This is a genomic window from Murdochiella massiliensis (genome assembly GCF_900059565.1).
Taxonomy (GTDB): domain Bacteria; phylum Bacillota; class Clostridia; order Tissierellales; family Peptoniphilaceae; genus Murdochiella; species Murdochiella massiliensis.
In genome coordinates, this window is the sequence record NZ_FIZW01000002.1 from 1,080,767 (window position 1) to 1,106,874 (window position 26,108).

28 protein-coding genes are annotated in these 26,108 nt (G+C 45.3%); 23 read left to right on the plus strand and 5 right to left on the minus strand.

Annotated elements, in window-relative coordinates:
* Positions 1–8: 8 nt before the first annotated feature.
* On the minus strand, positions 9–1,412 hold the full coding sequence (gene glmL / locus BN3910_RS06520) for a methylaspartate mutase accessory protein GlmL (RefSeq protein ID WP_066925635.1): 1,404 nt from the start codon (positions 1,410–1,412) through the stop codon (positions 9–11).
* Between the two features lies 1 nt (position 1,413).
* On the minus strand, positions 1,414–2,184 hold the full coding sequence (locus tag BN3910_RS06525) for a putative ABC transporter permease (RefSeq protein ID WP_066925638.1): 771 nt from the start codon (positions 2,182–2,184) through the stop codon (positions 1,414–1,416).
* Positions 2,185–2,352: 168 nt separating this feature from the next.
* Here BN3910_RS06525 and BN3910_RS06530 point away from each other — a divergent pair, with 168 nt between their 5' ends.
* The 6 genes from BN3910_RS06530 to BN3910_RS06550 all read left to right on the plus strand — a co-directional run bounded on the left by BN3910_RS06530 (position 2,353) and on the right by BN3910_RS06550 (position 8,162).
* The gene (locus BN3910_RS06530) at positions 2,353–3,498 is read left to right on the plus strand and encodes a CD0519/CD1768 family membrane protein (protein WP_066925641.1); all 1,146 of its coding nucleotides are present in this window, start codon (positions 2,353–2,355) and stop codon (positions 3,496–3,498) included.
* 106 nt (positions 3,499–3,604) lie between these two features.
* A complete protein-coding gene (locus BN3910_RS06535) occupies positions 3,605–5,263 on the plus strand; it encodes a hypothetical protein (RefSeq protein ID WP_066925644.1) in 1,659 nt (552 codons plus the stop codon).
* A complete protein-coding gene (locus tag BN3910_RS06540; protein ID WP_066925646.1) occupies positions 5,250–5,912 on the plus strand; it encodes a hypothetical protein in 663 nt (220 codons plus the stop codon). The genes BN3910_RS06535 and BN3910_RS06540 overlap by 14 nt, the downstream gene beginning before the upstream one ends.
* Positions 5,909–6,946: a hypothetical protein gene (locus BN3910_RS07905; protein ID WP_197457232.1), complete on the plus strand. Its 1,038-nt coding sequence runs from the start codon at positions 5,909–5,911 to the stop codon at positions 6,944–6,946. Before BN3910_RS06540 ends, BN3910_RS07905 begins: the two co-directional genes overlap by 4 nt.
* Positions 6,947–7,210: 264 nt before the next feature.
* Positions 7,211–7,639, plus strand: a complete 429-nt coding sequence (locus BN3910_RS07910; protein WP_197457233.1) for a hypothetical protein — start codon at positions 7,211–7,213, stop codon at positions 7,637–7,639.
* The gene (locus BN3910_RS06550) at positions 7,584–8,162 is read left to right on the plus strand and encodes a CHAP domain-containing protein (RefSeq protein WP_082790345.1); all 579 of its coding nucleotides are present in this window, start codon (positions 7,584–7,586) and stop codon (positions 8,160–8,162) included. The genes BN3910_RS07910 and BN3910_RS06550 overlap by 56 nt, the downstream gene beginning before the upstream one ends.
* Before the next feature lie 107 nt (positions 8,163–8,269).
* On the opposite strand, the gene BN3910_RS06555 is transcribed toward BN3910_RS06550, so the two are convergent.
* Positions 8,270–9,625 (minus strand): ISL3 family transposase, encoded by a 1,356-nt coding sequence (locus BN3910_RS06555; protein ID WP_187367696.1) that lies wholly within the window; start codon positions 9,623–9,625, stop codon positions 8,270–8,272.
* A gap of 652 nt (positions 9,626–10,277) precedes the next feature.
* Here BN3910_RS06555 and BN3910_RS07915 point away from each other — a divergent pair.
* Positions 10,278–10,601, plus strand: a complete 324-nt coding sequence (locus BN3910_RS07915) for a helix-turn-helix transcriptional regulator (protein WP_066925652.1) — start codon at positions 10,278–10,280, stop codon at positions 10,599–10,601.
* 113 nt (positions 10,602–10,714) lie between these two features.
* On the opposite strand, the gene BN3910_RS06570 is transcribed toward BN3910_RS07915, so the two are convergent.
* Both BN3910_RS06570 and BN3910_RS07920 read right to left on the minus strand, forming a co-directional pair.
* The gene (locus BN3910_RS06570) at positions 10,715–11,644 is read right to left on the minus strand and encodes a transposase (RefSeq protein WP_197457234.1); all 930 of its coding nucleotides are present in this window, start codon (positions 11,642–11,644) and stop codon (positions 10,715–10,717) included.
* 8 nt (positions 11,645–11,652) lie between these two features.
* Entirely contained in the window at positions 11,653–12,003 is a 351-nt protein-coding gene (locus BN3910_RS07920; protein ID WP_197457235.1) for a transposase, read from the minus strand.
* A gap of 142 nt (positions 12,004–12,145) precedes the next feature.
* Here BN3910_RS07920 and BN3910_RS06575 point away from each other — a divergent pair, with 142 nt between their 5' ends.
* The 16 genes from BN3910_RS06575 to BN3910_RS06645 all read left to right on the plus strand — a co-directional run bounded on the left by BN3910_RS06575 (position 12,146) and on the right by BN3910_RS06645 (position 25,949).
* Positions 12,146–12,430, plus strand: coding sequence for a hypothetical protein (locus BN3910_RS06575; protein WP_066925655.1), 285 nt, complete (start codon positions 12,146–12,148; stop codon positions 12,428–12,430).
* A 5-nt stretch (positions 12,431–12,435) separates the two neighbouring features.
* Positions 12,436–12,888 (plus strand): SMI1/KNR4 family protein, encoded by a 453-nt coding sequence (locus tag BN3910_RS06580; protein WP_066925658.1) that lies wholly within the window; start codon positions 12,436–12,438, stop codon positions 12,886–12,888.
* Positions 12,888–13,478, plus strand: coding sequence for a hypothetical protein (locus BN3910_RS06585; RefSeq protein WP_066925661.1), 591 nt, complete (start codon positions 12,888–12,890; stop codon positions 13,476–13,478). The genes BN3910_RS06580 and BN3910_RS06585 overlap by 1 nt, the downstream gene beginning before the upstream one ends.
* 5 nt (positions 13,479–13,483) lie before the next feature.
* Positions 13,484–14,809, plus strand: coding sequence for a type IV secretory system conjugative DNA transfer family protein (locus BN3910_RS06590; RefSeq protein ID WP_066926303.1), 1,326 nt, complete (start codon positions 13,484–13,486; stop codon positions 14,807–14,809).
* Positions 14,809–16,083: a hypothetical protein gene (locus BN3910_RS06595; RefSeq protein ID WP_066925666.1), complete on the plus strand. Its 1,275-nt coding sequence runs from the start codon at positions 14,809–14,811 to the stop codon at positions 16,081–16,083. Before BN3910_RS06590 ends, BN3910_RS06595 begins: the two co-directional genes overlap by 1 nt.
* A gap of 8 nt (positions 16,084–16,091) precedes the next feature.
* Entirely contained in the window at positions 16,092–16,541 is a 450-nt protein-coding gene (locus BN3910_RS06600; RefSeq protein ID WP_066925668.1) for a vWA domain-containing protein, read from the plus strand.
* Positions 16,542–16,839: 298 nt separating this feature from the next.
* Positions 16,840–17,157, plus strand: a complete 318-nt coding sequence (locus tag BN3910_RS07700; protein ID WP_066925669.1) for a vWA domain-containing protein — start codon at positions 16,840–16,842, stop codon at positions 17,155–17,157.
* The gene (locus BN3910_RS07705; RefSeq protein ID WP_148417351.1) at positions 17,141–17,536 is read left to right on the plus strand and encodes a vWA domain-containing protein; all 396 of its coding nucleotides are present in this window, start codon (positions 17,141–17,143) and stop codon (positions 17,534–17,536) included. The genes BN3910_RS07700 and BN3910_RS07705 overlap by 17 nt, the downstream gene beginning before the upstream one ends.
* Positions 17,537–17,661: 125 nt before the next feature.
* Positions 17,662–19,005: a protein phosphatase 2C domain-containing protein gene (locus tag BN3910_RS06615; protein WP_066925674.1), complete on the plus strand. Its 1,344-nt coding sequence runs from the start codon at positions 17,662–17,664 to the stop codon at positions 19,003–19,005.
* The gene (locus tag BN3910_RS06620; RefSeq protein WP_066925677.1) at positions 19,005–20,033 is read left to right on the plus strand and encodes a transglutaminase domain-containing protein; all 1,029 of its coding nucleotides are present in this window, start codon (positions 19,005–19,007) and stop codon (positions 20,031–20,033) included. The genes BN3910_RS06615 and BN3910_RS06620 overlap by 1 nt, the downstream gene beginning before the upstream one ends.
* Positions 20,034–20,042: 9 nt before the next feature.
* The gene (locus BN3910_RS06625; protein ID WP_066925680.1) at positions 20,043–20,585 is read left to right on the plus strand and encodes a YqaA family protein; all 543 of its coding nucleotides are present in this window, start codon (positions 20,043–20,045) and stop codon (positions 20,583–20,585) included.
* A 393-nt stretch (positions 20,586–20,978) separates the two neighbouring features.
* Complete coding sequence (locus tag BN3910_RS06630; RefSeq protein ID WP_066925683.1) at positions 20,979–22,541, plus strand: protein kinase domain-containing protein; 1,563 nt, start codon at positions 20,979–20,981, stop codon at positions 22,539–22,541.
* A gap of 1 nt (position 22,542) precedes the next feature.
* Positions 22,543–22,857, plus strand: coding sequence for a DUF2085 domain-containing protein (locus BN3910_RS08060; RefSeq protein WP_075968009.1), 315 nt, complete (start codon positions 22,543–22,545; stop codon positions 22,855–22,857).
* A gap of 103 nt (positions 22,858–22,960) precedes the next feature.
* On the plus strand, positions 22,961–23,323 hold the full coding sequence (locus tag BN3910_RS06635) for a YccF domain-containing protein (RefSeq protein ID WP_066925686.1): 363 nt from the start codon (positions 22,961–22,963) through the stop codon (positions 23,321–23,323).
* A gap of 199 nt (positions 23,324–23,522) precedes the next feature.
* Positions 23,523–24,212, plus strand: coding sequence for a hypothetical protein (locus BN3910_RS06640; RefSeq protein WP_066925688.1), 690 nt, complete (start codon positions 23,523–23,525; stop codon positions 24,210–24,212).
* Positions 24,213–24,230: 18 nt separating this feature from the next.
* Complete coding sequence (locus BN3910_RS06645) at positions 24,231–25,949, plus strand: ATP-binding cassette domain-containing protein (protein WP_066925691.1); 1,719 nt, start codon at positions 24,231–24,233, stop codon at positions 25,947–25,949.
* The last annotated feature ends 159 nt before the right edge of the window (positions 25,950–26,108 follow it).

A 26,108-nucleotide genomic window follows, 5' to 3' on the forward strand; every position in this document is an offset into this window, starting at 1 on the left:
GCTTTTTTTTAGAGTCGCGTGAGTGAGGAGGATAACAGATCAAAAGCTACATCCGCTTCTTCGGTTGCTAACAGCCCCATGGCCGAAAGGATGTATGAACGATCCAGATATAGCTTCGGATGCTGCGGATAGAGTAGGTGCGTATCCGGACGCAAAATATACGCCGGCTGATCCTGATGAACCAGGACGCCACCCGTCCCGATGATGGTGGAAAAAGACGACAGATCTTTTCCGCTGAGGTAGTAGATATAGCGCCCTTTCTCGTAATCGCGGCGAAGCGTGCCGACGTGCCGAGAGAGAGCCATTTGCGCGCAGGATCGAGCCAACGCGCGATCAATGGCAAAATCTTCCGGCGTTTTCGGAATCCATTTGATGTGCTCGGCGCGCATGGCGCATTCCTTGGCGTAGTCGGCGGGATGAAGTGCTTCAAGCGCTTCGCTGCCCACGCTTTCATAAAGGCTCCAGGCGGAATAACGCATGCCGAGGTCGCCTTCAACGGTGCGCTTATCCAAAGGTTCCTGCAAGCCTTCTATGCGCAACTCGCTTTCGCGTCCGTCGATGGAAATGACGGGGGAGGCGGGTTTTCCTTTGCCCACCGAGTGAATATCCGTCGTCGCTCCGCCGATGTCCACAAGCAGCAAATCTCCCATACCCCGGCGATTGGTCGTTCCGAGAGAGAGCAGGCGCGCTGCTTGCAAAACGGCATCCGGCGTAGGCGTCAGCACCGGCCCGATGGTTGCACTTACTTCGTCCAGCCCCTTGGCGTGGGTAATGCGCTCCATGAAAAGACGTCGAATTTCACGACGTGCCGGATCGGCATTCAGAACGTTCACCTGCGGCATGACATTCTCCGTGACGGTCACGTCAAAATCGGAAAGAATATCGGCCGCTTCTTTCGCAACTTCCGTATTTCCGGCAATAACGATGGGAAAGCGAATCGAAAGGGTAGAGAGCTTTCGCGCATGATCCACAAGGCTTCGACGGTTTCCATGATTCGTTCCGCCGGAGAGCAGGAGAATATCGGGATGCAGGCGCTCCATTTCGCGCAAGTCGTCATCGGAAAGTTCCAACGCATAGGTTTTTAATATGCGTGCGCCGGCACCTAAGGCGGAACGGGCGGCGGCTTCCGCGGTGAGGTGTCGTCCTAATCCGACAGCAATCATTTTGAGACCGCCGGCCGCAGAAGAGCACAGCAGCGCGCGATCCCAACATTTACCATCCGTAAAAACCAGCCGGTGTCCGCGCTGATGAGCATCTTGTTCAAGATCCGAAAGCATTTCCCGAATGCCGTGCATGACACTGGTTTCAATGGTGGTAATGGCCTTTCCGTGGCCGATAATGCGGTGTTTTTTGGTATCGACGAGGCTGCCCTTGGTAAACGTAGAGCCGATATCGACTAAGAGATAATGCATATTATTTTCCTTCCGCGTCCTTCTTTTCGTCTTCATTTTCCCGCATTAGGTGGGGGAAGGCCTTGAGCATTCGCTTTTCACTGAATGCCAGCCAGCGATCCAGAAGCTTTTCGCGACGTTTTTCGATGCGTTTTGCCGCTTCGCTTTCTTGAAGTTCCTGGCGTTTCTCTTCGAGGTCGCGTGTATGCACATAGACACGCTCACCAATCTGATCAGATACTTTTCGCATATCGCGGCTGATTTTTGCCGAGCATTTCCACTTTTTGTTGAGACCGAGAAGGGTGGCGGCCATGCTTGTCGCATCGATGAGAATCAGCAGAAGCAAAACCGATGTGATGATCCAAGCAAGTTTCACCGGCAACAAGCGGATCAAACGGCGTAGAAGAGGATGCACGGCTTCATACAGCACAAAGCAGCACATGCCCCAGAGGAGGGAATATTCTAAACAGATATAGCCTCCAAGGTTCAAGCGTCGATCGGAATAGTCCCACCACTTCCGGTGCAGTAATTTCTCCAACACAAACCCGGTTACCAGTTCAATGATGGAAGCGATCAGCATAGAGCCAAAAAACAGAAGCAATTTATTGGTATTTGCAATATCGGAGAGAAATAAAAGGACCGCACAAGCGCCGAAGCCATAGATGGGACACCATGGGCCACTGAGCATGCCGGCATTGATAAAGCGTCCGGAATGAACGGCGTTATAACCGACCTCCATCATCCAACCGATGGATGCGTAGACAAAAAAATAGAGCAACAACGGATAATCCATAGAAGCCTCCTTCGGACTTGTAAACATACGACACAAAGAGCAAAACCGGTACCGAATCGTGTAAGAATTTTCTATCATTGTACCCATTACCGTTCATAGACCTTCCATCTTATGGCGGATTTGCTATAATTTTTATATCGTATATATAGTTATAGAGGAGGGTTGAGGGTGGACGGCGAACAACGATTAAAAAAAATTTTCGGTCTGGAAAGCGTTTTATTTCTTCTTTGCTTCTTCGGCTTTTTTATCGGCATGGGGAAGGTTATGGGTGCAACAAATATGTTGATGACGCTCATGAACACGGCCTATGAAAGCCTGATGCACACCTGCTTTTATATTATGGCCATCTCCGTAATGGCCGGCGCAGTGTCCGGCCTCTTTTCGGAATTCGGCCTGATTGCGTTAGTGAATAAAGTGCTCTCACTCATCATGAAGCCCATTTATGATTTGCCCGGGGCAGCCTCCTTGGGTGTTATGAACTGTTACTTATCCGATAATCCGGCCATTTTAACCTTGGCCACAGAAGAAAACTTCATTCGCTATTTTAAGAATTACCAAAAGCCGGCACTGACAAATTTGGGCACGGCATTTGGTATGGGGCTGATTACCACGACTACCATGATGGCACTTCCTGTGGAAGGTGCCTTAAAAGCCGCCCTTCTGGGCAATCTTGGCGCGGTCTTCGGCAGTGTGGTGAGCGTGCGTCTGATGCTTCGGGCGACCAAAAAGAAATATGGCACTCATGCGCAAGAAGGCTTTACCGTACAGGGCAAGTTGCCTTCGACCATGCGTATCGTCCGTCAAGGAAGCGTCGGTCAGCGTTTTATTGAGGCGCTCTTAGATGGCGGGAAACGAGGGGTGGATATGGGTATGGCCATCATCCCCGGCGTCCTCGGCATTTGCACGATTGTCCTTTTGCTTACCAACGGTCCGGGAGCCGGTGGCGTCTATACCGGAGCGGCCGGCGAAGGCGTTCCTGTCCTACCCTGGATTGGACAGAAACTCTCGTTTGTGCTTCGTCCGCTCTTCGGGTTTACCAGTGCGGAAGGTATCGCTGTCCCCATTACCGCTCTGGGCTCCAGCGGCGCCGCTATCGGCGTGGTGAAAAACATGGCACAGGTTGGTGCAGTTAGCGGAAATGACATCGCCGTCTTCACCGCGATTTGCATGTGCTGGTCAGGCTATCTTTCCACACACGTTGCGATGATGGAAGCGCTTGGTTGCAAAGATTTGACCGGTCGTTCGATTTTAAGCCATACCATCGGCGGATTGTGTGCAGGCATTTTTGCGCATATTCTCTTTATGCTGTTTTAGTTTTCGGTAAGCGGGAAGTCGCCTTATAAAAGGAACAATGATGCGCATCAAAAGCCGAGCGTTGCGTGTATCGTTCTTTATGCCCGTCAGCAGGAAAGGAGGAATTATGTATCGTAAAGAGGCTCTTAGCTATTGCCTTTCTCTCCTTTTCGTATTCACGGCGATCACTTTGCATTTTTTAGACGCCTTTCACGTGATTCATTTTTCGGTTCATGTTCTGATTTTTTGTCTGTATGGCTTTATCATTTTTTTATGGCGACGGAATATGGAAAACCGTCTGTTGCGCACATCTTCGATTCGTATTTTTCAGAGCGTCAGCTTGTTGCTTATCGGCTATTTGGCGTTGCGCACAGTAAAATACGAAATTTTGCTGGAGAATCCGTTGGCAAAACAGTATATTCGCTATGGCTACTATTGTTTCACGCTCAATATTGTTCATCTCGTCTTTATCACCTCGTTATCGATTAACAAGTCGGAACGGGAACGCATCAATAAATATTGGAATCTGTTGTGGATTTCGACGGAACTTCTTGTATTGCTCATTTTGACAAACGGGTTTCACGGACTTGCGTTTTCTTTAACGGATAAAGGAGCCGACCAATATGGCCCCGTATTTTATTTGACCCTCATCTATATCTTGCTTTTGGCGATGGCCACGATCATCTGTACACTTATCCCATCTTTTTCCACAAAACAGTTCAAACCGATTGCTCTGCCGATCGGAATTCTCTCTTTGTGGATGCTATATACGCTGCTTTATGTTTTCGATTGGAAACCGTTTTATCCCATTCGCTTAATGATAAAAAGCGCAGAATTTAATATTTTAACGGTGATTTTATTCATTGAAGCGCTGGTGCTTACAAGGCTTTTGCCTTCCAATAGAGGCTATGGACGTTTCATAAAAATGTCTGCGCTGAATATCGGCATCATGGATGCAGAGGGGGAGATGGTTATTGCTCCGAACAAAGGACCGGTTGTCAACAGCGATCTGCTCATGAAAACCAAAGCGCATCCTGTATCTCTTGATGCCAATACACTTTTGGAAAGTGCTGAAATTCAAGGAGGAAGATCGTTCTGGCTTGTGGACTTAACCGATTTTAACGCCTTAAAAGCTCGCCTCTTTGCTCTGAACGAGGATATGATGAGCGAAAATGATCTTCTTGACGCGGACAATAAATTAAAGGAAAAAATGGCGCAACTTGACGAGCAGAAGCAAATTCGTTTGGCGATCGATGCCAAGTTGAATCCTCAATTTCATCGTCTGAAAGAGATCATAGCGCATATGCCGGAAGAGGAGATAGCGTTTGAACATGCCCTGAAAGACGCCTGCATTTACAACGTGTACATCAAACGTTATTCCAATTTGTTTTTACTGGCCAAAACGAAAGAACAGCTTCCTCTCGCTGAGGTCGGCCTGGCGATTTCCGAATCGCTGAATTACCTACGATTAAGAGGTGTTACAACCGCTTTGCATTGGCAGAGCAATAATCTTGTCGATGCAGCGGTGTGTCTACGAATATATGCGGTGTTTCAGACCATTCTTGAGCCCCATTTTTCGTTTCTCTCTTCGCTGTCGATTGATCTGGTAGAACAGGGGAAATGTCCGGTTTGGACGATGACGATGGAAACAACAGAGCATTTTTCTATCTTGGATCAGGTGCAAAAAACGGAAGATGGTGTCACGCTTCGCATTGAGGAAACTTGGGAAGGAACCCAAGCTTTTTGGCGTATCGCGGTGGAAGGAGAGGCAAATGACCTTGCATAGCATACCGGAAGGAACCCTTTCGCTTCTCTTTACCCTCTGCCTATTTCTATTAATGCTCAGCATCCGCATCGTCGTTGAAATGGTGGACATGCGGCCGAAATCTCTTGCGTTTCTTGGCAGTCTTCTCCTCTTTTCCGTCTGTTTTTTCGCAACACAAGTTTTAGCGGAGATCGGAAGCCGTAAAATGCGGATCGGTAGGAAGTTTCTATCCGTTCCGGTCGGATATCTGCTCGTCGTACTCATCGTTCTTTTCCTTCTGGAAATGCTTTTTATCCGATGGATTCGTAAGAGTCAAAAAAAAGAAATCGGGAAAAACTCGATCAAGGAAAGTCTGGACAATCTTCCGGATGGTGTATGTTTTTCACGATTGGACGGAACCCCTTTGCTGGTCAATCGCACGATGCAGGAACTCAGTTATGCCGTATTCGGAAAATGGCTGGTCAATGACGTTGCCTGCGCCGAGGCGATACGGAAAAATCGAATCAAGCCTCGGGCGGCGATTCTGCAACGTGACCCCTTAGTAATTCGAAGCAATCAGAAAACTTGGCTGATTCAGGTGATTTTTCATGGTGAGGTGAAGGAAACCTTTTCCTCATTCATGACTATTTTTTCGCCCGCACCTTGGATAAGGTCAGGCCTGGCGGCGTGATTGCCTTCATCACCTCAAAGGGTACGCTGGACAAGGAAAATCCCAATGTCCGAAAATATATCGCGCAGAGAGCTGACCTGCTCGGTGCTATCCGGTTGCCCAACGACACTTTCAAGGCCGCTGCCGGTACGGAGGTCACATCGGACATCCTCTTCCTCCAAAAGCGCGACAGGCTGATCGACATTGAACCCGAATGGGTACATCTGGTCACCGATGCCAATGGAATCCGGATGAACGCCTATTTTGTGTCCAACCCCGAAATGGTGCTGGGCGATATGCAGATGGTCAGTGGACCCCATGGCATGGAGTCCGCCTGTATTGCCTATGAAAATGCAGAGCTTGGCGACCTCTTGCGGGATGCCATCCAGAACATTCATGCCGAGATTACCGAGCTTGAGTTGGATGACATAGAGGCGGAGGCGGAAGACCATTCTATCCCCGCCGACCCGGATGTGCGGAACTTCAGCTTCACAGTGGTGGACGGCAAAATCTATTACCGGGAAAACAGCCGCATGAACCCCGTGGATGTTTCTGCAACTGCCGAAAGTCGTATCAAGGGCATGATCGGTATCCGAGACTGCGCCCGGACGCTGATCGAGTACCAGACGGAGGACTATCCCGATGGCGATATCAAGGCAGAACAGGAAAAGCTCAATCGGCTCTATGACGACTTTAGCAAGAAATACGGGCTTATCAGCGGCAGAGCCAACAATTCGGCGTTCAAATCCGACAGCTCCTACTGCTTGCTTTCCTCGTTGGAGGTGCTGGACGATGAAGGCAACTTCCTTCGCAAGGCGGATATGTTCTCCAAGAGAACCATCAAGCAGAAGGTAACGGTGCAGTCGGTTGACACGGCTTCCGAGGCCTATGCACTGTCCCTTGCAGAAAAAGCAAGAATCGATATGCCGTATATGTCACAGCTCACCGGAAAAAAACGAGCAGGAGCTGTTCGAGGATTTGAAGGGCGTCATTTTCCTCAACCCCATGCACATAAGCGAAGAGGACGGCAAGCCGAAGTATCTCCCTGCCGATGAATATCTCTCCGGCAATGTCCGTGAAAAGCTCCGTTGGGCAAAGCAGAGTGCGGAGATCTACCCCGAGAATTACGGTGAGAATGTCCGTGCTCTTGAGGCGGTACAGCCGGTTGACCTGACGGCAAGTGAAATTTCCGTGAGGCTTGGGGCAACATGGCTGCCCCCGGAAATCATCGAGGAGTTCATGTTTGAGCTGTTCAGCCCCCTCGCTACTGCCAATGGAACATTCATGTTCACTACGCACAGTACACCGGCGAATGGAATGTGGAGGGTAAGTCCTACGACCGCAGCAATGTGAAAGCTCACAACACCTATGGAACGAGCAGAGTTAACGGCTATAAAATCATGGAGGAAACCCTGAACCTCCGTGACGTGAGGATTTTCGACTATATCGAGGATGCCAACGGCAGGAAAACGGCTGTGCTCAACAAGAAAGAAACCGCCATCGCCCAGGGAAAGCAGGAGCTTATCAAGCAGGCCTTTGCCGACTGGATTTGGAGCGATCCGGAGCGCCGCGAAAAGCTGACCAAGCTGTATAACGAAAAGTTCAACAGCATTCGCCCCCGTGCATATGACGGCAGCTATTTGAATTTCGTGGGGATCAACCCGGAGATCACGCTGAGGCCGCATCAGGTTAATGCCATTGCGCACATTCTCTATGGCGGCAATAGCTGCGCAATACGGCTTCAATGAGGATCAAAAGCAGCAGCTTGCGGAGCTGCTTGCACAGGACAGCAGCATGTGGGCGGCGGTGCTTTACGGAATCTACGGAGTGGATGACCAGATCGTTGCCGTGGCACTGTCACAGGTGGGCAATGTGGGTGGAGAGCCGTATTGGTCATGGTATGGCTTCGGCAGCCGCGTGGAGTGGTGCGCCTGCTTCGTCAGTTGGTGCGCAAACGAATGCGGATACATCGATATCGGCGTCATTCCGAAGTTCGCAGGATGTGTCAACGGTGTCCAATGGTTCCGGAAGCGTGGGTTGTGGGCGGATAACGCCATGGAGCCCTCACCCGGCATGATTATCTTCTTCGATTGGGACAACAAGGGCAGCTCCGGTCCACAGGACGGTCAGGCCGATCATGTCGGTATCGTCCAAAAGGTCGAAAACGGCATTGTTTACACCGTCGAGGGCAACTCCAGCGATAGCTGCCGGGTCAATCAGTACCCGGTGGGGCATTATGAGATCCTCGGATACGGGGTAGTGAATCCGTAAAGCGAAGCCTTATTTTATCCAGCACCGAGCTCAGAGATGGGCTTGGTGCTGGATTTTTTTGTGCATACAAATGTCGAACAAAACCGACAACTTATGAAAAATATGGGTCAATCATAAAAGTTGTGGGATGAAGGATTTCTAATGTAGGGTTTCCGGCTGACATCGAACAGCTTCAGGAAGAAGTAATCGTCATCTGGATAGCCGTAGCCCTTGCGCCGTAGAGTCTTGATTTTGTTGTTGATCCCCTCGATCCTGCCAGCGGAGATATTGAAAGTAGCATGGGCAATAATGCCCTCAAAATGCGCATCGAGAATACGACGGAACCAGAGCAAGCGCTTGTTCTTCGTAACGGTGCAGATGTCCATGATGTCGGACATTTCCTCCGCTATGGCCGCCTCGTCCGTCTGCTTGTAGGCATTTGCCAATTTGTCCTTGATGATGTCCAGAGTAAAGAAAAGCTGGTTTTGCCGGATAAGTTCCTCGTGTCGCTGGACATAGCCGGATTTGCGGACAACAACAGGCTGAGGGAATAGTTCTCCACCATGGGAGATGACCTTGCCCTCAGCGGCTTCCTCGTCCTTGCGGCGCAGGGTGTCTTTGGACGATGTGAGAATATACTTGGTTTTCTTTAGAGCGGCAACGGCCCTTGTGTTCCCTTCGGCAGCAAGCCTTCGCTGCTCGTCCTTGCGGATGGCACCAACAACCTTTTCGTTGAAGTTCTTGACGAGGTGGAAGTAGTCAAAAACAGGCTGGATATAGGGACATCGTTCCTCAAATGCCTCTTGAAAATCCGAGTTCATGTCACAGGCAACAGCCTCCACGCCGTCCATCCAAGCCTTGCCTACATGATCTATGAAGTCATAGACGGTACGCTTGCGCTTGCCGTGTGCGAGCCACAGGACATGTCCGCTCTCCATGTCGATGATGAGGGAGGCGTACTTGTAGCCGTTGTGCAGCTTAAACTCGTCCACGCCGAGAAAATGAGCCTGTTTCTCAGGCTTTATGAGGGTTTTGCCGTCCACCGTGTACTTGTCCTTGAGCCGTTGCAGGTCAATCTCTTTCACCGTGTTTTTTCCAAGGCCAGTCAATTCGGATACCTCCTTGTTGGTAAACCCATAGGCCAGAAGATCCCTTGTGAACTGCAACAGCTCACGGGTGATGTTATGACCGGCCGCCTTGAAGGGGACGCTCTCCATCTCCGTATGCCCACAGCAAGGACAGCGATACCGCCGCTTCTCAAAGCTGACTGCGCTAAGACGGGAGCCAAAGCACAGGTGCCGGAGCATGGTGATCCTGCTCCCGTGGATGTGCATTTTCTGACCGCACGCAGGGCAGAAAGGAACCTCGCCTCGTTCCAGTTCTCCGTGCAGCAAGTAGACCTCCCGGCCTGATTGGGCCATCTCTATGGTGGTCATGGAGTTTCGAAATCCAGTTAGTCCAGAGGGCAAATGAATGTACTGCATGGCGGAGCCTCCCGTGCTGATTGCTACGAAAAGCATACCAGTACGAACACTGACACGCACACCCTACTTCACTTCAATCCCACAAGAAAAATGATTGAGCCATAAAAAATTGAGTAATGATGTTAAGCCCAGAACCAAATGTGACACCTGGTCGAACCAAAATCATTTCCGGATTCTACATATATTACTCTTTGTGCTAAGCACCTTCGTTTTTTTCGTCTCCTGTTTATGGCTCAAATCATCAGTAAAGAACCAGACTCTTCTTTATTAGTGATCTGCAAAAAAGACAATAATCGCATCGTTAATATTAATTGCTGCATTTTTCATTTGTCATATTGACAAATAATTTGTCGCGTTGTATAATATTGGAAAATCAATGTGGAGTTGTTTACTCTATGATTTTCACTATTATTGCAATGTGGGTTGTTACAGAACAAAACACCATTGTGAAACTATTAACGAAGCAAGCCTCTCACGATGGCGCAAGAATAAATTGACTATAGATGATCGGGCAATAGTCAATAAAAAACTGACTGAAAATCGTAAGTCTCTAGGTCATGAACAGGATCCCACAAGAAGAGCTTGCCAATACTATTGCGGCTTTGCAACAAACTTATGCTTATTAATTGTTACGAAAAGGAGATGGCTACAAATGATTAGAGAAAAGTGGATGATCACACCGCAGCATAAAGAGACAAGCATTGCCATATTACAAGAAAACTTAGTTGCCTTGCGAGCAAAAGCAGCCATATCTCAGGAGGAACTTGCGAACTTAATCGGTATGTCTAGGCAGACATATTATGGTATTGAAACAGGAAAAAGAAAAATGTCGTGGGCAGCTTATATTGCATTAATCTTTTTCTTTCATAACTTTAATGCAACAAAGGAAATGGTTGACGACTTAAAAATATATCCTATTGAGCTAATAATGAAATATAATGACGAAATCTATAGAGATGAGCAAAACAAGTCCTAAAACAAAAAGGCAAAGAGAGAAAGGAAGCAGGGATCACCCGGCAAAGAGAAAAAACGCATAAAAAGCAAGCCCGGAGGAAAACCGAGCGAAAAAAGCCGTATGAGGGAGGTGCTTTAAGCGCCTCGCCGGAATGATTTGGATGCGCGGTAGGAGTGAGAGCCGGACAAAACGGCGGCCAGCGCAACCGCTAAAGCGGAGATATGAGCCAGCGTATTGAGGTTCGCTGCGCTTGCGCCGTTACGCACCCACAGCCGTTCCTGACCTGTGGATTTGAAACGAGAGTTGTAACGTTCACACTCCGTCCGCAGGGCGTAAGTCCGTTTAAAGTAGAGACAGCTGCGGTCAATGGAAAGTCTGTAGTCATCGGGAATGGCTTTATATTTCGTGCAGCCCCGGTTTTTCTTCCCATTGTTCCAATTCTTGTGGTTGCAGGGACACGCACCCGTTTTGGACTGGCGGAACGGGCGGCAGTATTTCTGCCGGGTACATCCATTGTCGGTGGTCTTGCCATCCTTGCGCATGGCAAGGCCTGCCTCACAGACCGGATTACCGACAGAAAGTGCCTTTAAGGCTTTCGTGCCGCGTGGATTGAGGGGAATAAATGCCTCGCCCTCATAGACCGATTTCACGATATTGTAGATGCTTTTCGCATCGTAGCCCTTGTCGGCAAGGAAGGCGCATTCCTTCAAAGAAATCGTCTGATCCGCGGCCGCGAGGATCTCAGCGGCGACAGCAGAATCGGCGATGTTGCCCGGCGTGGTCAGCTCATAGAGCGGCAGCCCGGAGATGCAGTCCACCAGCACATGGCTTTTGTAGCCCCAGTAGAACTCATACCGCCGCTCATTGTGCTGGTTGGAGGCCGAGTGGACGCCGAGGGCGCAGTCCGGGTCGCTTTTCGGGTGGTTTTCCTTGGAGAACTTGTTTTTTGCAAAGGATTTCGGGTTGTTCTGCTTTGTATTTGCTGCAACGGGTGTGGAGTCCAGACCAATAAATGAGGCATCCACAACCCCCATCTCATAGAGTTTCTTCACCTGTGCCGCCATAATTTCTTTCAATGCAACGTTATCCATTTTTTAAGGAAACGGTCATACGTCCAGTAGGACGGCAGCGGCTCCATGATGTTAAAGCCGCAGTAATGGGCAATGAGCCGGCTGTTGTCCAGATAATCCATCAAATCTGTGATCTGAGAGAGCCCCTCGCATTTCATAACGATAAAAGCACAGACCATGGCTTCTTTCGGAAAGCCCCGCCGCCCGGTTGCCGCTCTGGGCAGCGTGAAGTCCAGACTGCTGAAAAGTTTGTCATAGAACGCAGCGGCACTTTGGGATGTAAACAGCGTGACATCTTGAATGATTTCTGTCGGTAGATAGCGGCCAGCCCCTTTCCGGTTGGTTTTCTGCAAATTAATTTTACCAAAAAGGGGCTCCGCTTTCTATACCATATGAGTGATTTTCGGTTTTAGCCATGGCCGGAAACCATTGCAATCACTGCGTTTCTTACGTTTTGCTCATGGCTGACGAAATCTAATGTAGGAGGTGACATTATTGGCCGAAAAAAGCAGAGAAGATCGGATTCGAGAGCTAAAAGCTATGCGAGCCGAACTGATGGTCATCAAAGAGCAAATGGAATCAGGCGATGGCGATGATGAGGCCGCCAGCGCATCGTTGGCATCAATAAGAAAAAACTATGCCGAAGAATTTTATGAGACTTGGCAGCAAGGAGACACAATGGATGACGCCAAGCGAGAAGTGTATTCCCAATATAAAAGCGAAGAAGAAACAAACAATGAAGAACAAGGGAAAAAACTTGTTCGTGGATTAAGGAGATAAGATGAATGGAAACAGCCGAATTATTCAAAGAACTCTTGACCTATAGCGAGCATCATGATTTATGCGAAAAAGTGGGAACGACTTCTATTCTCAATTTTCAGACAAGTAATTCTATCGTCTTGCCCAGCGAATTGACGGTGCTGTATAAACATTTTGATGGCGGCGAAATCTTTATCCCGGGAACTGTAATATACGGTCTTGAACCCAACGATAAAAGAATGACATTGCGTGAGGCAAATGCAAAGACACGGCGCAGCGCATTTTCTATACCAAATCACTACTTGATATTTGCAAAACTAAACTTTGGTGATTTACTGTGTGTTAATTTGAATGCTCCCTACGATGTAATTCAATGGGATCATGAAAATGACGAACAGTACTGCACTTGGGCCAGCATCTCTGAATGCTTGAAAGAGGCGATAGACTGTTTCAAGAAATACGAGGCGGGTGCGGAATAATGGCAAGCGGATTAACAAACGAAGAAAAAAAGCGCCTGTCAAATGAAAGGCAAAATGCCGTTAGGAACGCATGGAAAGAAGAAAAAGAACGGGTAAATAACGGTCAAGGAACCCGAGACTGGACTCCGAGTCAGCAGCGTGAACTTTTACAAAGAGGTGCTGTGTCTGGTTATGAAGGGCATCACATGAAGTCTGTAAGCCTGTATCCAGAATACGCAGGCGACCCGTCGAACATTCAGTTTTTAAGCGAGGATGAACACCTAAATGGCGCTCATCAAGGCAGCTACCATAACGCAACAAACGGTTATTACGATCCGGAAACCCAAACGATGAACGATTTTGAGGGATCTGAACTAGGACAAATTCCGGTAAACGACCTCACTGAATGCTATTCCGACGACCAAATCTTGTCTATAGAACATGTTCGGGAAGCGTATGTATCAGATGAAAGCGTTACAACTGATACTGATGGCAACAGTGACGGAATAAGCAGTGCGAGAGATGCTTATAAAGCCGGACAGTCAGGCGGAGCAGAAGACAGTGAAGGCACCACAAATAGCAGTAGCGAAGGTCATGGAATCAGCAGGTGATAATTATGGCGGTAAATGTAACAACCATACAGGGAGACAGTATTAACCATACGCTTCCCCCAAGCAAAAATGGGCCTACATATGTAAATATACCAGGCTACTTTAATCAAAAGCAGACAACAGTAGGTTTCTCTGAGGAAACGCTCAGCAAGCATACACTTTTAGTTGGTGGAACTGGGTGTGGAAAGACGAATGTGTTTAACTACTTTGTCCAGCAGATCAAACGCCAATTAAGAAAAGATGACGTTATGATTATTTTTGATACAAAGGGCGACTTCCTGCGCAAGTTTTACCGTTCCGGGGATGTTGTTATTTCAAATTCAAAAGCGCATGCTGACGTTTCAAGCAGGTGGAACATTTATAAAGAAATCGTCGTAGATGGATTTAATAACAACGATGTTTACAATAACACCCACGAGATTATGCGTTCGTTCTTTCGTGACGCTGTAGAAAAAAGCGGTCAGCCGTTTTTTCCAAACGCGGCTAGAGATTTGCTGGCATCGCTTATTATTGCCCACGTAAGAATGGGGGCAGATGACTTGGATTTTAAAAAGGCGTATTTTAACAATAAGGCCCTAAAAAGCTACCTTGATCGTCTGACGCCTAATAGAATCACCAAATTACTGTCAAATGATGTATTCTCGGATTTATCCTCTGTACTGAGTTACATTGGAGATGGATTGTCCGATCAGTCCCTTGGTGTTCTGGCTGAAATGCAAAATGTAATTAGGCAGATTTTCATTGGGGTATTCGCAGACGATGGTCGATTTTCTGTTAGGGACTTTGTACGGCAAAAAGGTGCTAAAACTCTATTTGTCGAGTACGATATGTCTATTGGGGAAACGCTTTCCCCAATATATCGCTTGCTTTTTGATTTGGCGCTTAAGGAGGCTATGGGAAGAAACAAGCCAGAAGGAAATGTATATTTGATATGTGATGAATTTAAATTGCTGCCCAACCTGCAGCACATTGAAGATGGAGTGAACTTTGGCAGAAGTCTTGGTGTCAAGATAATGGCTGGTATTCAGAGCATCGAGCAGTTGTATGAAATATACGGCGAAAGCAAAGGACGAAATATAGCTGCTGGATTTTCTTCGGTGCTGGCATTCAAGGCTAACGACACCTCCACCAGAGAGTTTATATCCGATTTATATGGAAAAAATATCGTTTTAGAGCAATACCGTTCTGCAAACAATACATTAATTGAGGAAAAACGCGAGGGAAAAACGGTTGAAGACTGGGATATGAATAGCCTTAGGGTAGGACAGGCCATAGTAGGGTTACCTTTTGAGAAACCTTTTAAATTCCAGTTCGATCTGTTTAGGGGGTGATGAAGATAGGAACATTTACTTCATTAGTAAACACTTGGCTCGCAAACAGACGGACAAAACAAACTATTCGTAATATAGAAAGGAACAACGAGGCTCGACGTAACATTACACGCTACGAGCCGAGTGATATTGAGGGGTTTATTGAAAGAGATGCCCAAGTAGGATCTTACATTATTTCTGGAGGAATCCCCCAATATCGCTCAAGGGCGGCCGCTTTAATTGTGGCATGCTCACTGTCGCAAAATGTTCCAGTTGTTGTTCTGCATGAAGGAAACATAAATCTGCAAAATGCAATTGCAACGGCCACAGCCTTTACTAATAACAAAGTCATTATTGCAAAAAGCACATCAGTCTATGATCCCTTCTATAACAGGACGAATCAAGAGATATGCAATTTGATTATTAATTCGACACAGTCTCCATCGGGGATTAGCGCAATCGGTCAACAGTATATCATAGGCATTGCGGAATTCATTAAGAGTAAAAACATTCCACCATTTTGTGAAATGTTTATCAGATGCCCTCACGATGCATTGTTTGATAAAATAGACGATGCGGTTGTCCAAGGACATATAACGGATCAAAAGGCGGTGCAGATTAGAAATCAGTTAATGCAGGGGCAAAATGAGCGTGCGAATGTCCAATCGTTTTTTTCGCAATTGTCTTATCAAGGTGCCGGAGTGCTTTCAAACAAAGGAAGTCGCAATGCGGCGGTTAATATTCGAACTGCGGTAGAACACAATGGTATGTTGATGATTGACATAGGCTCAAGCACCAATGATATCCTGCTGAATCTGCTGATGAATGAAGTGAAGGAGGTATTGGCTGCGGGCAGGCAAATTATGCTTGTCTTAGATGGAATTAATATCAATTCAAATGACACACTCCTGAAAATAATTAAGTCACTTTCTTCAAGGTGCCTTACAACGATGTTAGCGGATGATGTATATTCCATGCTCGGCGCGGATGACAATCTTTTTCACTCGTTTGTTGGCAATGCCTGCAAGTGCATAGTTTTTTCCCACAGCATGGGTGTCTCGTGCAATAAATGGGCTGAGGTGTTTGGTTATTACGATGTTGATAAAGTATCGCAGAATACTGGCACCAATCAAAATTATCTATGGGGATACGGGTTTGGTTCTTCTACAAGCATAAGTGTTGCTACAAATCGCGAGTTTATCGTTAAGCCAGAAGAATTAGCTAGGCTCTCTCCATCGGAAGTATATATACTAGATCGAAATGCACGTGAATTAGCATATACAACGTTGAGGTAGATAAGTACATGGAGTTTAATATTACCTCCCAAAATGATAGGGATATTCTGCAACTGAATGAACCGCATATTCCATTGTTGTTTCTTATTGATACTGCGGGATCTATGCACGGTGAGCCGATAAGAAGATTGAACAGCGGAATCATTAGGCTGATCGAGTTGCTGTCTAAAAGTGATTATGCTAAAGTAATTGATTTAGCGGTAGTCGCCTTTTCTGATCACGCAGAAGTGATAAGGTCCTTTCTCCCTTCTAAAGTGTGTAGCGAAATAGCCATAGAGGCATACGGCCCAACAAATCTCGGAGCAGGTCTTCAAACTGCACTCGATGAGGTTTATAAAAGAAGGCGAAAATATATGGAATATGGTGTGCTTTATTATAAGCCGAGGATTATTTTGATCACGGATTGTAATTTCGTTTCCAATTTGCCTATTCTGCAGGAGATGGTCAAAGGACCTTAAGAACAAAATAAGGTTTCGCTATTTGCAATTGGTCTTCCCGGTTGTGACAACAAAATACTACAGGCCCTAACCAATAGTGTCGTGAATGTTGATGACTATGATCTGGATGAACTATTCGATTTCATTGGGAATTGCATCAATAAGCGTTTTGATAATCCTGGGAACTTTATTGTAGAGCTTCCAGAAAACGCACATATTGTTCCACTTGACAAATGGTAAAAAGTTAAGGAAATTTTCCTTTCACGCAATTAACCGAACGGCGTTCGGAAATTAAAATAAAAAATAGGAGGATTTGATCATGGAGTTAAATCAAACAACTTTCAACGAGGTTCCCGGAGGTGGAATTGCAGCTCCGGGTGAACCGCACATGGCCTGCGTGTTGCTGTTGGACACGTCCAGTTCCATGAGTGGCGCTCCCATCGCAAGCTTGAACAAGGCAATCAACGACTTTAAAGAGCAAACATCGATGGACGAGCTGGCGCAAAAGCGCGTTGACATTGCAATCATCGAGTTTAATGATACTGCTCGCGTCGTACAGGACTTCACCCCCCCTGCCTCAGATGCAGCCGATTACACTTTCAGCGACGGGCTGCACGGCAATGGGTGCCGGCATTAATCTTGCCATCGACAAGGTTAAGGAAAGAAATCATTTCTATAATGATATGGGCACTCCTTGCTTCAAACCGTGGATCTTCATGATTACGGATGGCGCTCCTACCGATGACATTTCTGCGGCAAGACAAAGAATCCTTGACGAGGAGAGCAAGGGCGCTCATGGAAAGCTGAAGTTCTGGGCCGTTGGTGTTCCGGGGTACAGCAAGGATGTTCTCACTTCGTTAACTAAAAGGTGCATTGCGCTCGATGAAACTAATTTCAAGGGAATATTCGACTGGTTGAGCGAAAGTATGGTTACTATTTCTGTGAGCCGTGTCGGGGAAAATCCGGCATTGTCCAATCTGCCTTCTGACGCTCAGGTCATTCCTACCGATTGGTAAATTACATATTCAATGATTAGCAAGTTGAATTTCTACTTGCTGAGCATTGACCTAAGGATACTTGCGTTTGCAAGTGCCTTTAGGTCAATGCTCGGCAAATTCATCGCAAGGAGAGGAATTGAAACATGATTATTGATTATGGCATAAGCACTGTTGGAAAATCACACATAAAAAAAGGAACCTGTTGCCAGGATTCTCACTATATCAAAAAATTACAAAACGGTTGGTATATCGCTGCTGTAGCGGATGGAGTCGGCTCTGCAAAAAACTCACACATAGGCTCTAAAATTGCGGCGGAGACAGTCGTCGAGTTTTGTGATGAGTGTATGCCGTGGGATTATAACGTAATCAGCATTAAGTCAATGATGCGTACCGCCTATAACTATGCTTATAAACAGATATTAAGGGAATCCGAGCAAAGTGGCGAGCCAATTGAAAGTTATGATACAACGCTATCAATGGTAATCTATGATGGTCAGCGAATTATTTATGGGCATTCTGGCGATGGAGCCATTTTTGGCTTGACCACATTCGGCGATTACGTAGAGATCACACGGCCGCAGAAAAGTACTGATGGAGTATCGGTGATTCCTCTTAGAGGGGGCTACACCCAGTGGGTTATTGACACTTACGAGGAGGATCTCGCTGCGGTTTTACTGATGACCGATGGCATGCTGGAAACACTCTGTCATTACCTTTTGAGAGACCATGAAAGAAAAGCAAACAAGGCCTATGTTCCTCTCGCATCATATTTTGCCGACCCTTATGGTTTCAGCGAAGAAAAGATTGATTGCGTGAGAAAGCTGATAGCAAAGTTTGTTATTGCAGACGAGTCTTATAACGCAGATGAATTTTATGAGCGTCTGCTTAGTATCTACAAAAAACGCGCATCAGATGCGGCTGATGAAATAATAGACACGTTAAAAAAGTCAAACTACCCGGTTAATTTAATGCAAGCTGAGCAAGATGATAAAACAATTGTCGGTCTTATCAACACCGATCTGCTGGTTGACGACAAGGAAGCCGATTTTTACTCAGAACCTAATTGGGCAGAACTCCAGGAAGCGTGGAATCGAAAAGCATATCCTCACCTTTATGCTAAAAAGGAAGATGGCGAGGCTGGATCAGATTCCGATCAAAAAACAGAAACGGCTGAAAATGATGATGCGCAGAATTCGGGTGCCTCGACCGTCAAAAGTGATGCCCCGTCCCAGACAACTGATCATACGAAAAAAGCATCTGAAGACGATGCCTTTGATGATGTGCTGCTGATTTTTGAGAAAAGAGAGACACCCCCAAAGAACAATAATGTGCCTGAAACTTCCAGTGCAGGCGGTCCCACTACAGCTCCTCCTCGTGGTGCTACGGCTCCCACAGCTACTAAGGAGCCAGAGCCACAGGCGAAACCCAAGCACGAAAAACCACGGAAAAAAGGAATTTTAGGAAAAATCGAAGATTTATTTGACTGATGACAATTATGCAGGGATTTGAGTATTTCAAAGACTTCAAAGACAAACAGTACGCTTATTATCGATCTACTCTTAAGGATAGTGAGCGAAAAATATATGACAAGTTAAGAGACGGATTTTTGGCGTACTCAAAGGCTATCCCTGTTCAAGCCGCAGATATGAGTCAAATTTCGGTAATCCTTGAAAAGTTAAAACAGGATAATCCCTTTATATTCTTTGTCGAATCTGCCGCGTATCAGTATACTCCGTTCATTAACAGCGGAGCAGTGATACCAAAGTATAGGTTCAGTAAAGAGGAAATCAATGCCACACTCTTATCGCTCATCAACAAATGTACGTCGATAGCTTCGACCTGTGTAGGTGCCGATGAGGAAGAAAAGGAACAGCTGATACACGACTTTTTCTGCAATAATGTCAGATATGACACTGAGTTTTCGGCCTCTTCTTTTGAGTGTGTTGGCCCTCTTTTGTTTGGAAAGGGCGTGTGCGAAGGAATTTCAAAAGCAGTAAAACTTTTGCTTGACTTTGTTGACATCCAAAGCCTTGTAGTTTACGGGAGATCAAAGCAACAACATTCTACCCCCTCTGCTATAGGTGATATGCATGCGTGGAATATAGTGCGTGCAAATGGATCGCATTATCATTTGGATGTGACTTTTGATTTAACTGTACAGGCTTTTGGAATAGTCCGGTACGACTACTTCAATTTATCTGACCGAGAGATACAAAATGATCATACAATTATATCTTCACCGATTCCTCCTTGCTTGCAGAGCGGGTGTTTTTACAGGATCAATCAAATGTACGTGCATACGCAAAGCGATTATCGCTCCTATTTGCTGAAATGCATAAAGAAGGGTGAAAAAGACATTGTCTTCAAGCTGCCGGATGTCCCTGACCTCGCCACAACCAAGAAAAAACTTATAGACATTACGGCGGATACGATTAGCAAGTCGATTGTGTTTGCTGCCCATTATCAGCTTTTAAGCAACGATACACAATTTGTTTTTCATTTGCACGTGAGTTAGGAGAAATATATGAAGAAACAAGATCCCAAAAAAATATTACAAAGCATAATAGGCCTTGCAGTTGTACTCTTTGTTATCATAAGTGCCTTTATTTTTCGGGATCAAATTGAGAATTATGCGGCTACAGGATATCTGGGGGTCTTTCTTGCGTGTTTTGCGGCCACAGCAACCATATTACTTCCTGCTCCAGGAATTCTTATTGTTATACAATATGCGCAGTTTTTAAACCCAGTGATAGTCATCCTTCTTGGCTCCATTGGAACCGCTCTCGGAGAGATGATTGGATACTTACTTGGGCGCACCGGAAATGAGATCGCAAACATAGACACAGAAAAAAAGTTTTTTATGTGGCTGATGAAAAAACCTGTCTTGTCGGTTTTTCTCTTTTCGTTAATTCCTCTTCCTGTTTTTGATGTTGTTGGAATATGCGCCGGAATGACAAAGATGAATCCTATAAAATTTTATGCTGCTTGCTTTTTAGGAAAGCTGCTGAAAATGACTGGATATGTGTTGTTGGTTAATTACGCAAAAGAACTAATATCAATTGTTTAGTTGGCGGGGTGAATAGCATGGAATACATAGGTACAACCGGAAAGGTATATAAGATTGTCGAACCAGCAGAGGGTAAAGGCGGCGAAGGTTCGATCTATAAACTAATCAATTTACCAAATTGTGTTTTAACATTTTTTGTATTTGTTCAGCCCCCCTGAAGACGGGAGGTATCGTTTTGAAATTGGGGGCTTAAGAAGTGGACGTGCAGTCGAACTGTATGCTTTCAACGAACTAGGAGAGACGATTACATCCGATACATACTGCACCAATGGAGATAATATCACGCTCAAGAACCTCACGCTCAGTTACACCTATGAAATTCAGGTTCGCCAGTCCTCTGGAGTGAGCGGCTATCAATTAAAAATAGAAGCGGAATAAAAACGAGGTGGAAAAATGGCGGCTTCTTATACAGGAAAAAAAGGAAAAGTATATACAGTTATTGAGCCGGCAATCGGTAAAGGTGGAGAAGGATCCGTTTACAGCATTACTGGAATGCCTGAATATGTGTTAAAGGTGTTTAAGGATGATAAAAGGACGGAGACGCGGCACAGGAAGCTATTAACCATGATAACTACAGCACTGCCCCCATCTGCAATGCAGCAAATCACTTGGCCGGTCGATGTTGTTTATCAAGGGAGTCAATTCGTCGGTTATGTTATGCCGGCAATAAAAAACAATGAAGATTTAAATGTCATGTACTCCGACAAGTATATTTGTACTTTGTCGGAAAAAATAACCATTGCTAAGAACTTATGCGCCGCCATAAATGCGGTACACAATGCCGGACAGGTTTGTGGCGATTTGAACCCTAAAAATATCGGTGTAGACCCTCAAAGCGCCAGAGTTACATTAGTAGACACGGATTCTTACCACATTACTGATGCTAACGGATCTCGTGTATATCGATGCGAAGTGGGGTGCCCGGAATATCTTCCGCGAGAAATACAAGAAAAAATGAAAAATGGACAGACCTTGGCTACTGCGCCGCTACCTACATTTAGCAAGTATTCGGATTTGTTTGCCTTGGCTGTACACATTTTTGCGTTGCTTATGAACGGATGCCACCCGTTTGCATGTGCCTCCAACAATAAAACAAACATTGGGCCGCTGTCACATGGCCGACCTTCTGTTACCGTTCCGCAGCCTATAGACAATATAGTAACAGGATTTTTTCCTTTTTACACAAAGAAATCTGGGTTTACGACACCCCGGTATGCGCCTGAATTTAGTTCTCTTCCGACTCATATTCAGGATCTTTTTGTTCGAGCGTTTGTAAAAGGACACAGTGATCCATCACAAAGGCCGGATACGGTTGAGTGGTATAATGCACTCACTACAATGCAGCAAAATTTGATTGTTTGCTCAAAAAATAAGCACCATATGTATTCTTCTCATTTGAAAAAATGCACATGGTGTGAATTGGAAGCAAAACCTCTGCCGACACCACCTTCAACCATAGTTCAGACACCCGTAAAGACAACTACTACGACGCAAAATGTCGCGCCAACCAATACTACTGCTGCCCCATCTCCGTCGCCTGCTATGTCCGATGGAGTAATGGCGTCTTCAGGCATGTTTTGGTTTTTAACATTGGCTATACCGCTGGCAGTCCAGGGAATAGTATTTGGCACAGCTGGAGATGAATTATTAAATGCACTGTGGGGAAACGGATATGGAAGCAGCATTGAATCATGGGGAGTAAACATCGCCATTTGGCTTGGACCTTGGGGATTTGTGATTTGTGGACTGATTGGCACATTGATTTATAATTGCCTTTGGTCTTCAAGTGGAAAAATAACAGGCTATAAATGGCATCACTATGTTCTTTCAATTCTAACATCCTTTGGATGCGCAGCGCTTTACATACTTTTGATTTTCCTTATTTCACTTGCAATCGTGCTTTGTGCTATTGCAACAGCTGTAGCGATTATTTTTGGAATGCTGTCTGGTAGCTGAAATGAAAATACTTTGCTGTAGACCATTATGCAATAACAATCCTTCATCGGCCCCTCATATCAATGGAAAATGTTTTTTTCTTTGCTGGAGATGCACAGGAGCTGTCGTAAGAGCCTTTGGAACAATCGTCATCACCTTTATTACAGATTGCGTTCTGGCAAAAGACTTTGTTATTTACCTGTTCGCATTGCCCGCTGGAATTGACTACTTTCTTACTCGTTCAAAGCTAATTCGAGCAAGTAATGTGAGGCGCTTTATCACCGGTGCGCGATTGGGAATACCTTTGGCTACAATTGCGCTAATTGTCCTAAGCTGATACAAGCATTAATGTAGAAAGACGCTTAAGTAGATCTTCTGCTTGTGAATCTACCTATTGGGCAGCTTACTTTACTACGGTATTACACAGATGGGGGAGTTCGGTGAATATTCTTGGAAATATTATATGGTTTGTACTCGGTGGGGCACTAACAGGGCTCCTATGGTGTTTTGCTGGAGTTATATGGTCGATTACTTTAATCGGTATTCCGGTAGGTAAGCAATGCTTTAAGATAGCAAAGCTGTGTTTTTTTCCCTTTGGAAAGACCGTGGAGAACACAGGCGGAACTGGGAGCTTCTTCCTAAACATACTGTGGATTTGCTTTACTGGTTGGACTCTTGCGATTGAAGCTGTGGTCATTGGAGTCATCTACTGTTTGACGATTGTAGGCATTCCCTTCGTGAAACAGTATTTCAAGATTGCCAAGCTGGCATTGATGCCGTTTGGATCAGAGATTAATGGTTAAGGGGAGAACATAATATGGTTGCAGACAAGATATCAAGAACTGAAAGCGTAAATGGAGAGGAAGGCGCATCAGCTTTACGCCTACTAATTAAGCGAATTCTCGCAGGTAGCTTAGTTATTCTATTTATTGGGGTATGTTCATTTGCGATTTTATTTCTCGCAATGTGCTTACAATAAAATAAACAAAACGGAGACTTACAATGAAAAAGAAAGTAATGATTGGTGCGGCGATTGCAGTGGTTGTGGTTGCACTTGCAGCAATTATGGTGTTCGTGTTCACTGGAAAAGAAGGAGAACACACATCTACGGTTGAACTGGATGGAACATGGAAGGTTGCAGTAAATGTTGCAGATGGATCAATAAGCATTCCTCAAAACGAATACATGGTATTCGATAACGGGGAAGCACGTGACTACAGAGATGGTAATACTGTTCCTTATGTTAAGAGCACTTATAAAGTTTCCGGAGACGTGTTGGAATTACCCGACATCTCAAGAACTTATCATATTTCTCAGAAAACAGAACAATACGTTTCGCTGTATACAAATGATGACACATATATGACGCTGGTCAAAGCTGACAATGAGTCTGTACTGAGTGAAGCATTTTCGCCTGATACAGTTACCGGCAAGTGGAATGTGACTTATAGGCCAACTGACAAACCCATTGCTAATGAGTATCTTGTATTTGGCGATAGTACCTTAGCTGACTTTCGAGACAACGCAGAAACCCCTACGATCGAAGCAGATTATGAGTGGAGCGGAAATGTGATTAAAGCTCCTGCACTGGGCATTGAAATGTCGGCATCAATCGTTGGCACTGATCGTATTATTTTAGTTGATGCCAACGAAGGCTATGTTTGGTTACTTACTAAGGCTACTGAGAACTGAGTTTAAGGAGATTTACATATGCTGAAGCACATGTTCAAATATAAGTGGTATTTATTGGTTGTTCTTGTGCTGATGATCGCTGAGCCAACCTTGAATTCAGTTATGAATTTTCTGCTTCAGCGTATGTTCAACTCTGCAACGCCAGGAGGGAGTATTGTAGAACTGTTGCGGCTTCTCTCCGCAGGCTTCTTGTTGTGGATGTTGAAACGGGTTATTATCTATTCAAATGGGGTTATAAAAGCCCGGTTTATCTGCAATGCCAAGAGGGATATCAAGCATCGTCTTTTTGTGCGCATGATGGGACTGGATACAGCCAATATTGCCGAGGTTGCTTCGAGTGGAGAATATATTTCAATATTTACAAATGATATCACTTTACTTGAAACGAGGTTTTATAATCAAATTTTAGGCTTGATATCAGGCCTGTTTTCATTAGCTATATTAGGAACATCATTTGTTGCGCTGAATGCTAAACTTGCTATCCCTATCATTGGATTTGGTATAGTGGCAATGTTTGTTCCCGCTGTGTTTTCTCGAAAGCTGAACGAAAAGAGCTTGCAATATTCTAATGCAATATCAAAGTTTACCCAAAAGGTAAAAGAGTACATGGTGGCTTATCCGACAATAAAAAACTACTCTATAGAACAGGCTATCACGACACGGTTTGATCGAGAAAACAATCATACGGAAGATGCAAAGTTTGATGCCGACTGTACTCTAACTCTTGCTGATTGTGTGGGTCAGTTGCTGGCTTGGTTTATGCAGCTTATGGGAGTAGGGCTTGGCTTGGCGTATGTCATCAAAGGTGAAATTTTAGTTGGTACAGTCATTGCTGCTCAATCCTTTGCCAGCGATTTGGCGGGTCCGTTGAACAACATTATTGTTAATATTAACTCGATTCGCTCAGTTAGGAACATTGTTAAAAAGCTTGAGGAGATGTCATCCGGAGGCATGCACGAGAAATCACTCGAATTACAAGATCCTTCGGTTGATAATATGAGAATTGGAGTTGAATCAGAATATAATCGATTTGAAGTCTCGTTTGATGATTTCAACTTGACTCTTGGCGAGACCAACATAATAGATCATTTCTCCTTCTGTTTTGAAACAGGAAAGAAATACCTTATCGTAGGTCTGAATGGTTCGGGAAAAAGCACTCTATTTAAGGCGCTTAAGAAATGGTACGGGAGTAACGCTGATAATATCAAAATTAATGACCAACCAGTTTCAAAGATCGGCAATGAAAGCCTGAGTAAGTGTGTTTCGTACCTTAACGAGAATGTTTCACTATTCTTCGGCTCCGTCAGAGACAACATTACCTTATTTAGAAAATGTAGTCCGGAGGTTTTCAATAAAGCCGTATCGGACTCTCAAATAAAGTTAGATCTGAATCGAACGATAAACGATGAAGGGCGAAATATTTCAAGCGGAGAACAGCGGAGAATTGAGATTGCTCGAAGCCTATTGTCTTCTGTTCGTATGATCATCTTTGATGAGGTCGTATCAACACTGGATATCGAGACAGCGTTCGAAATAGAGAGAATGGCACTTGATTTCAAGGATAAAACAGTTGTTTTTATATCTCACAACTTTTCAGGCAAACTAATCCGTGAATATGATGATATCCTTGTTATGCAGGGCGGGAAATTATTAACACACGGAACATTTGATGAGTTGATTAATAATTGCGACTATTTTAGGCGCATTTGCGAGATTAAGTTTGGAAACATCAGATAATTGCTTTTGAAGATTACAGCAAACTCGATAGGAGACAAAATACATGGCAATCACGGCTTTGCAATGGTTGCTAAGAACGAAGACACTGTAATAGGATTTGCTGCAGGTATGCTGGAACCTAAGGATCAGGAAGATGTAATGTAGTAAGACATATGTGAC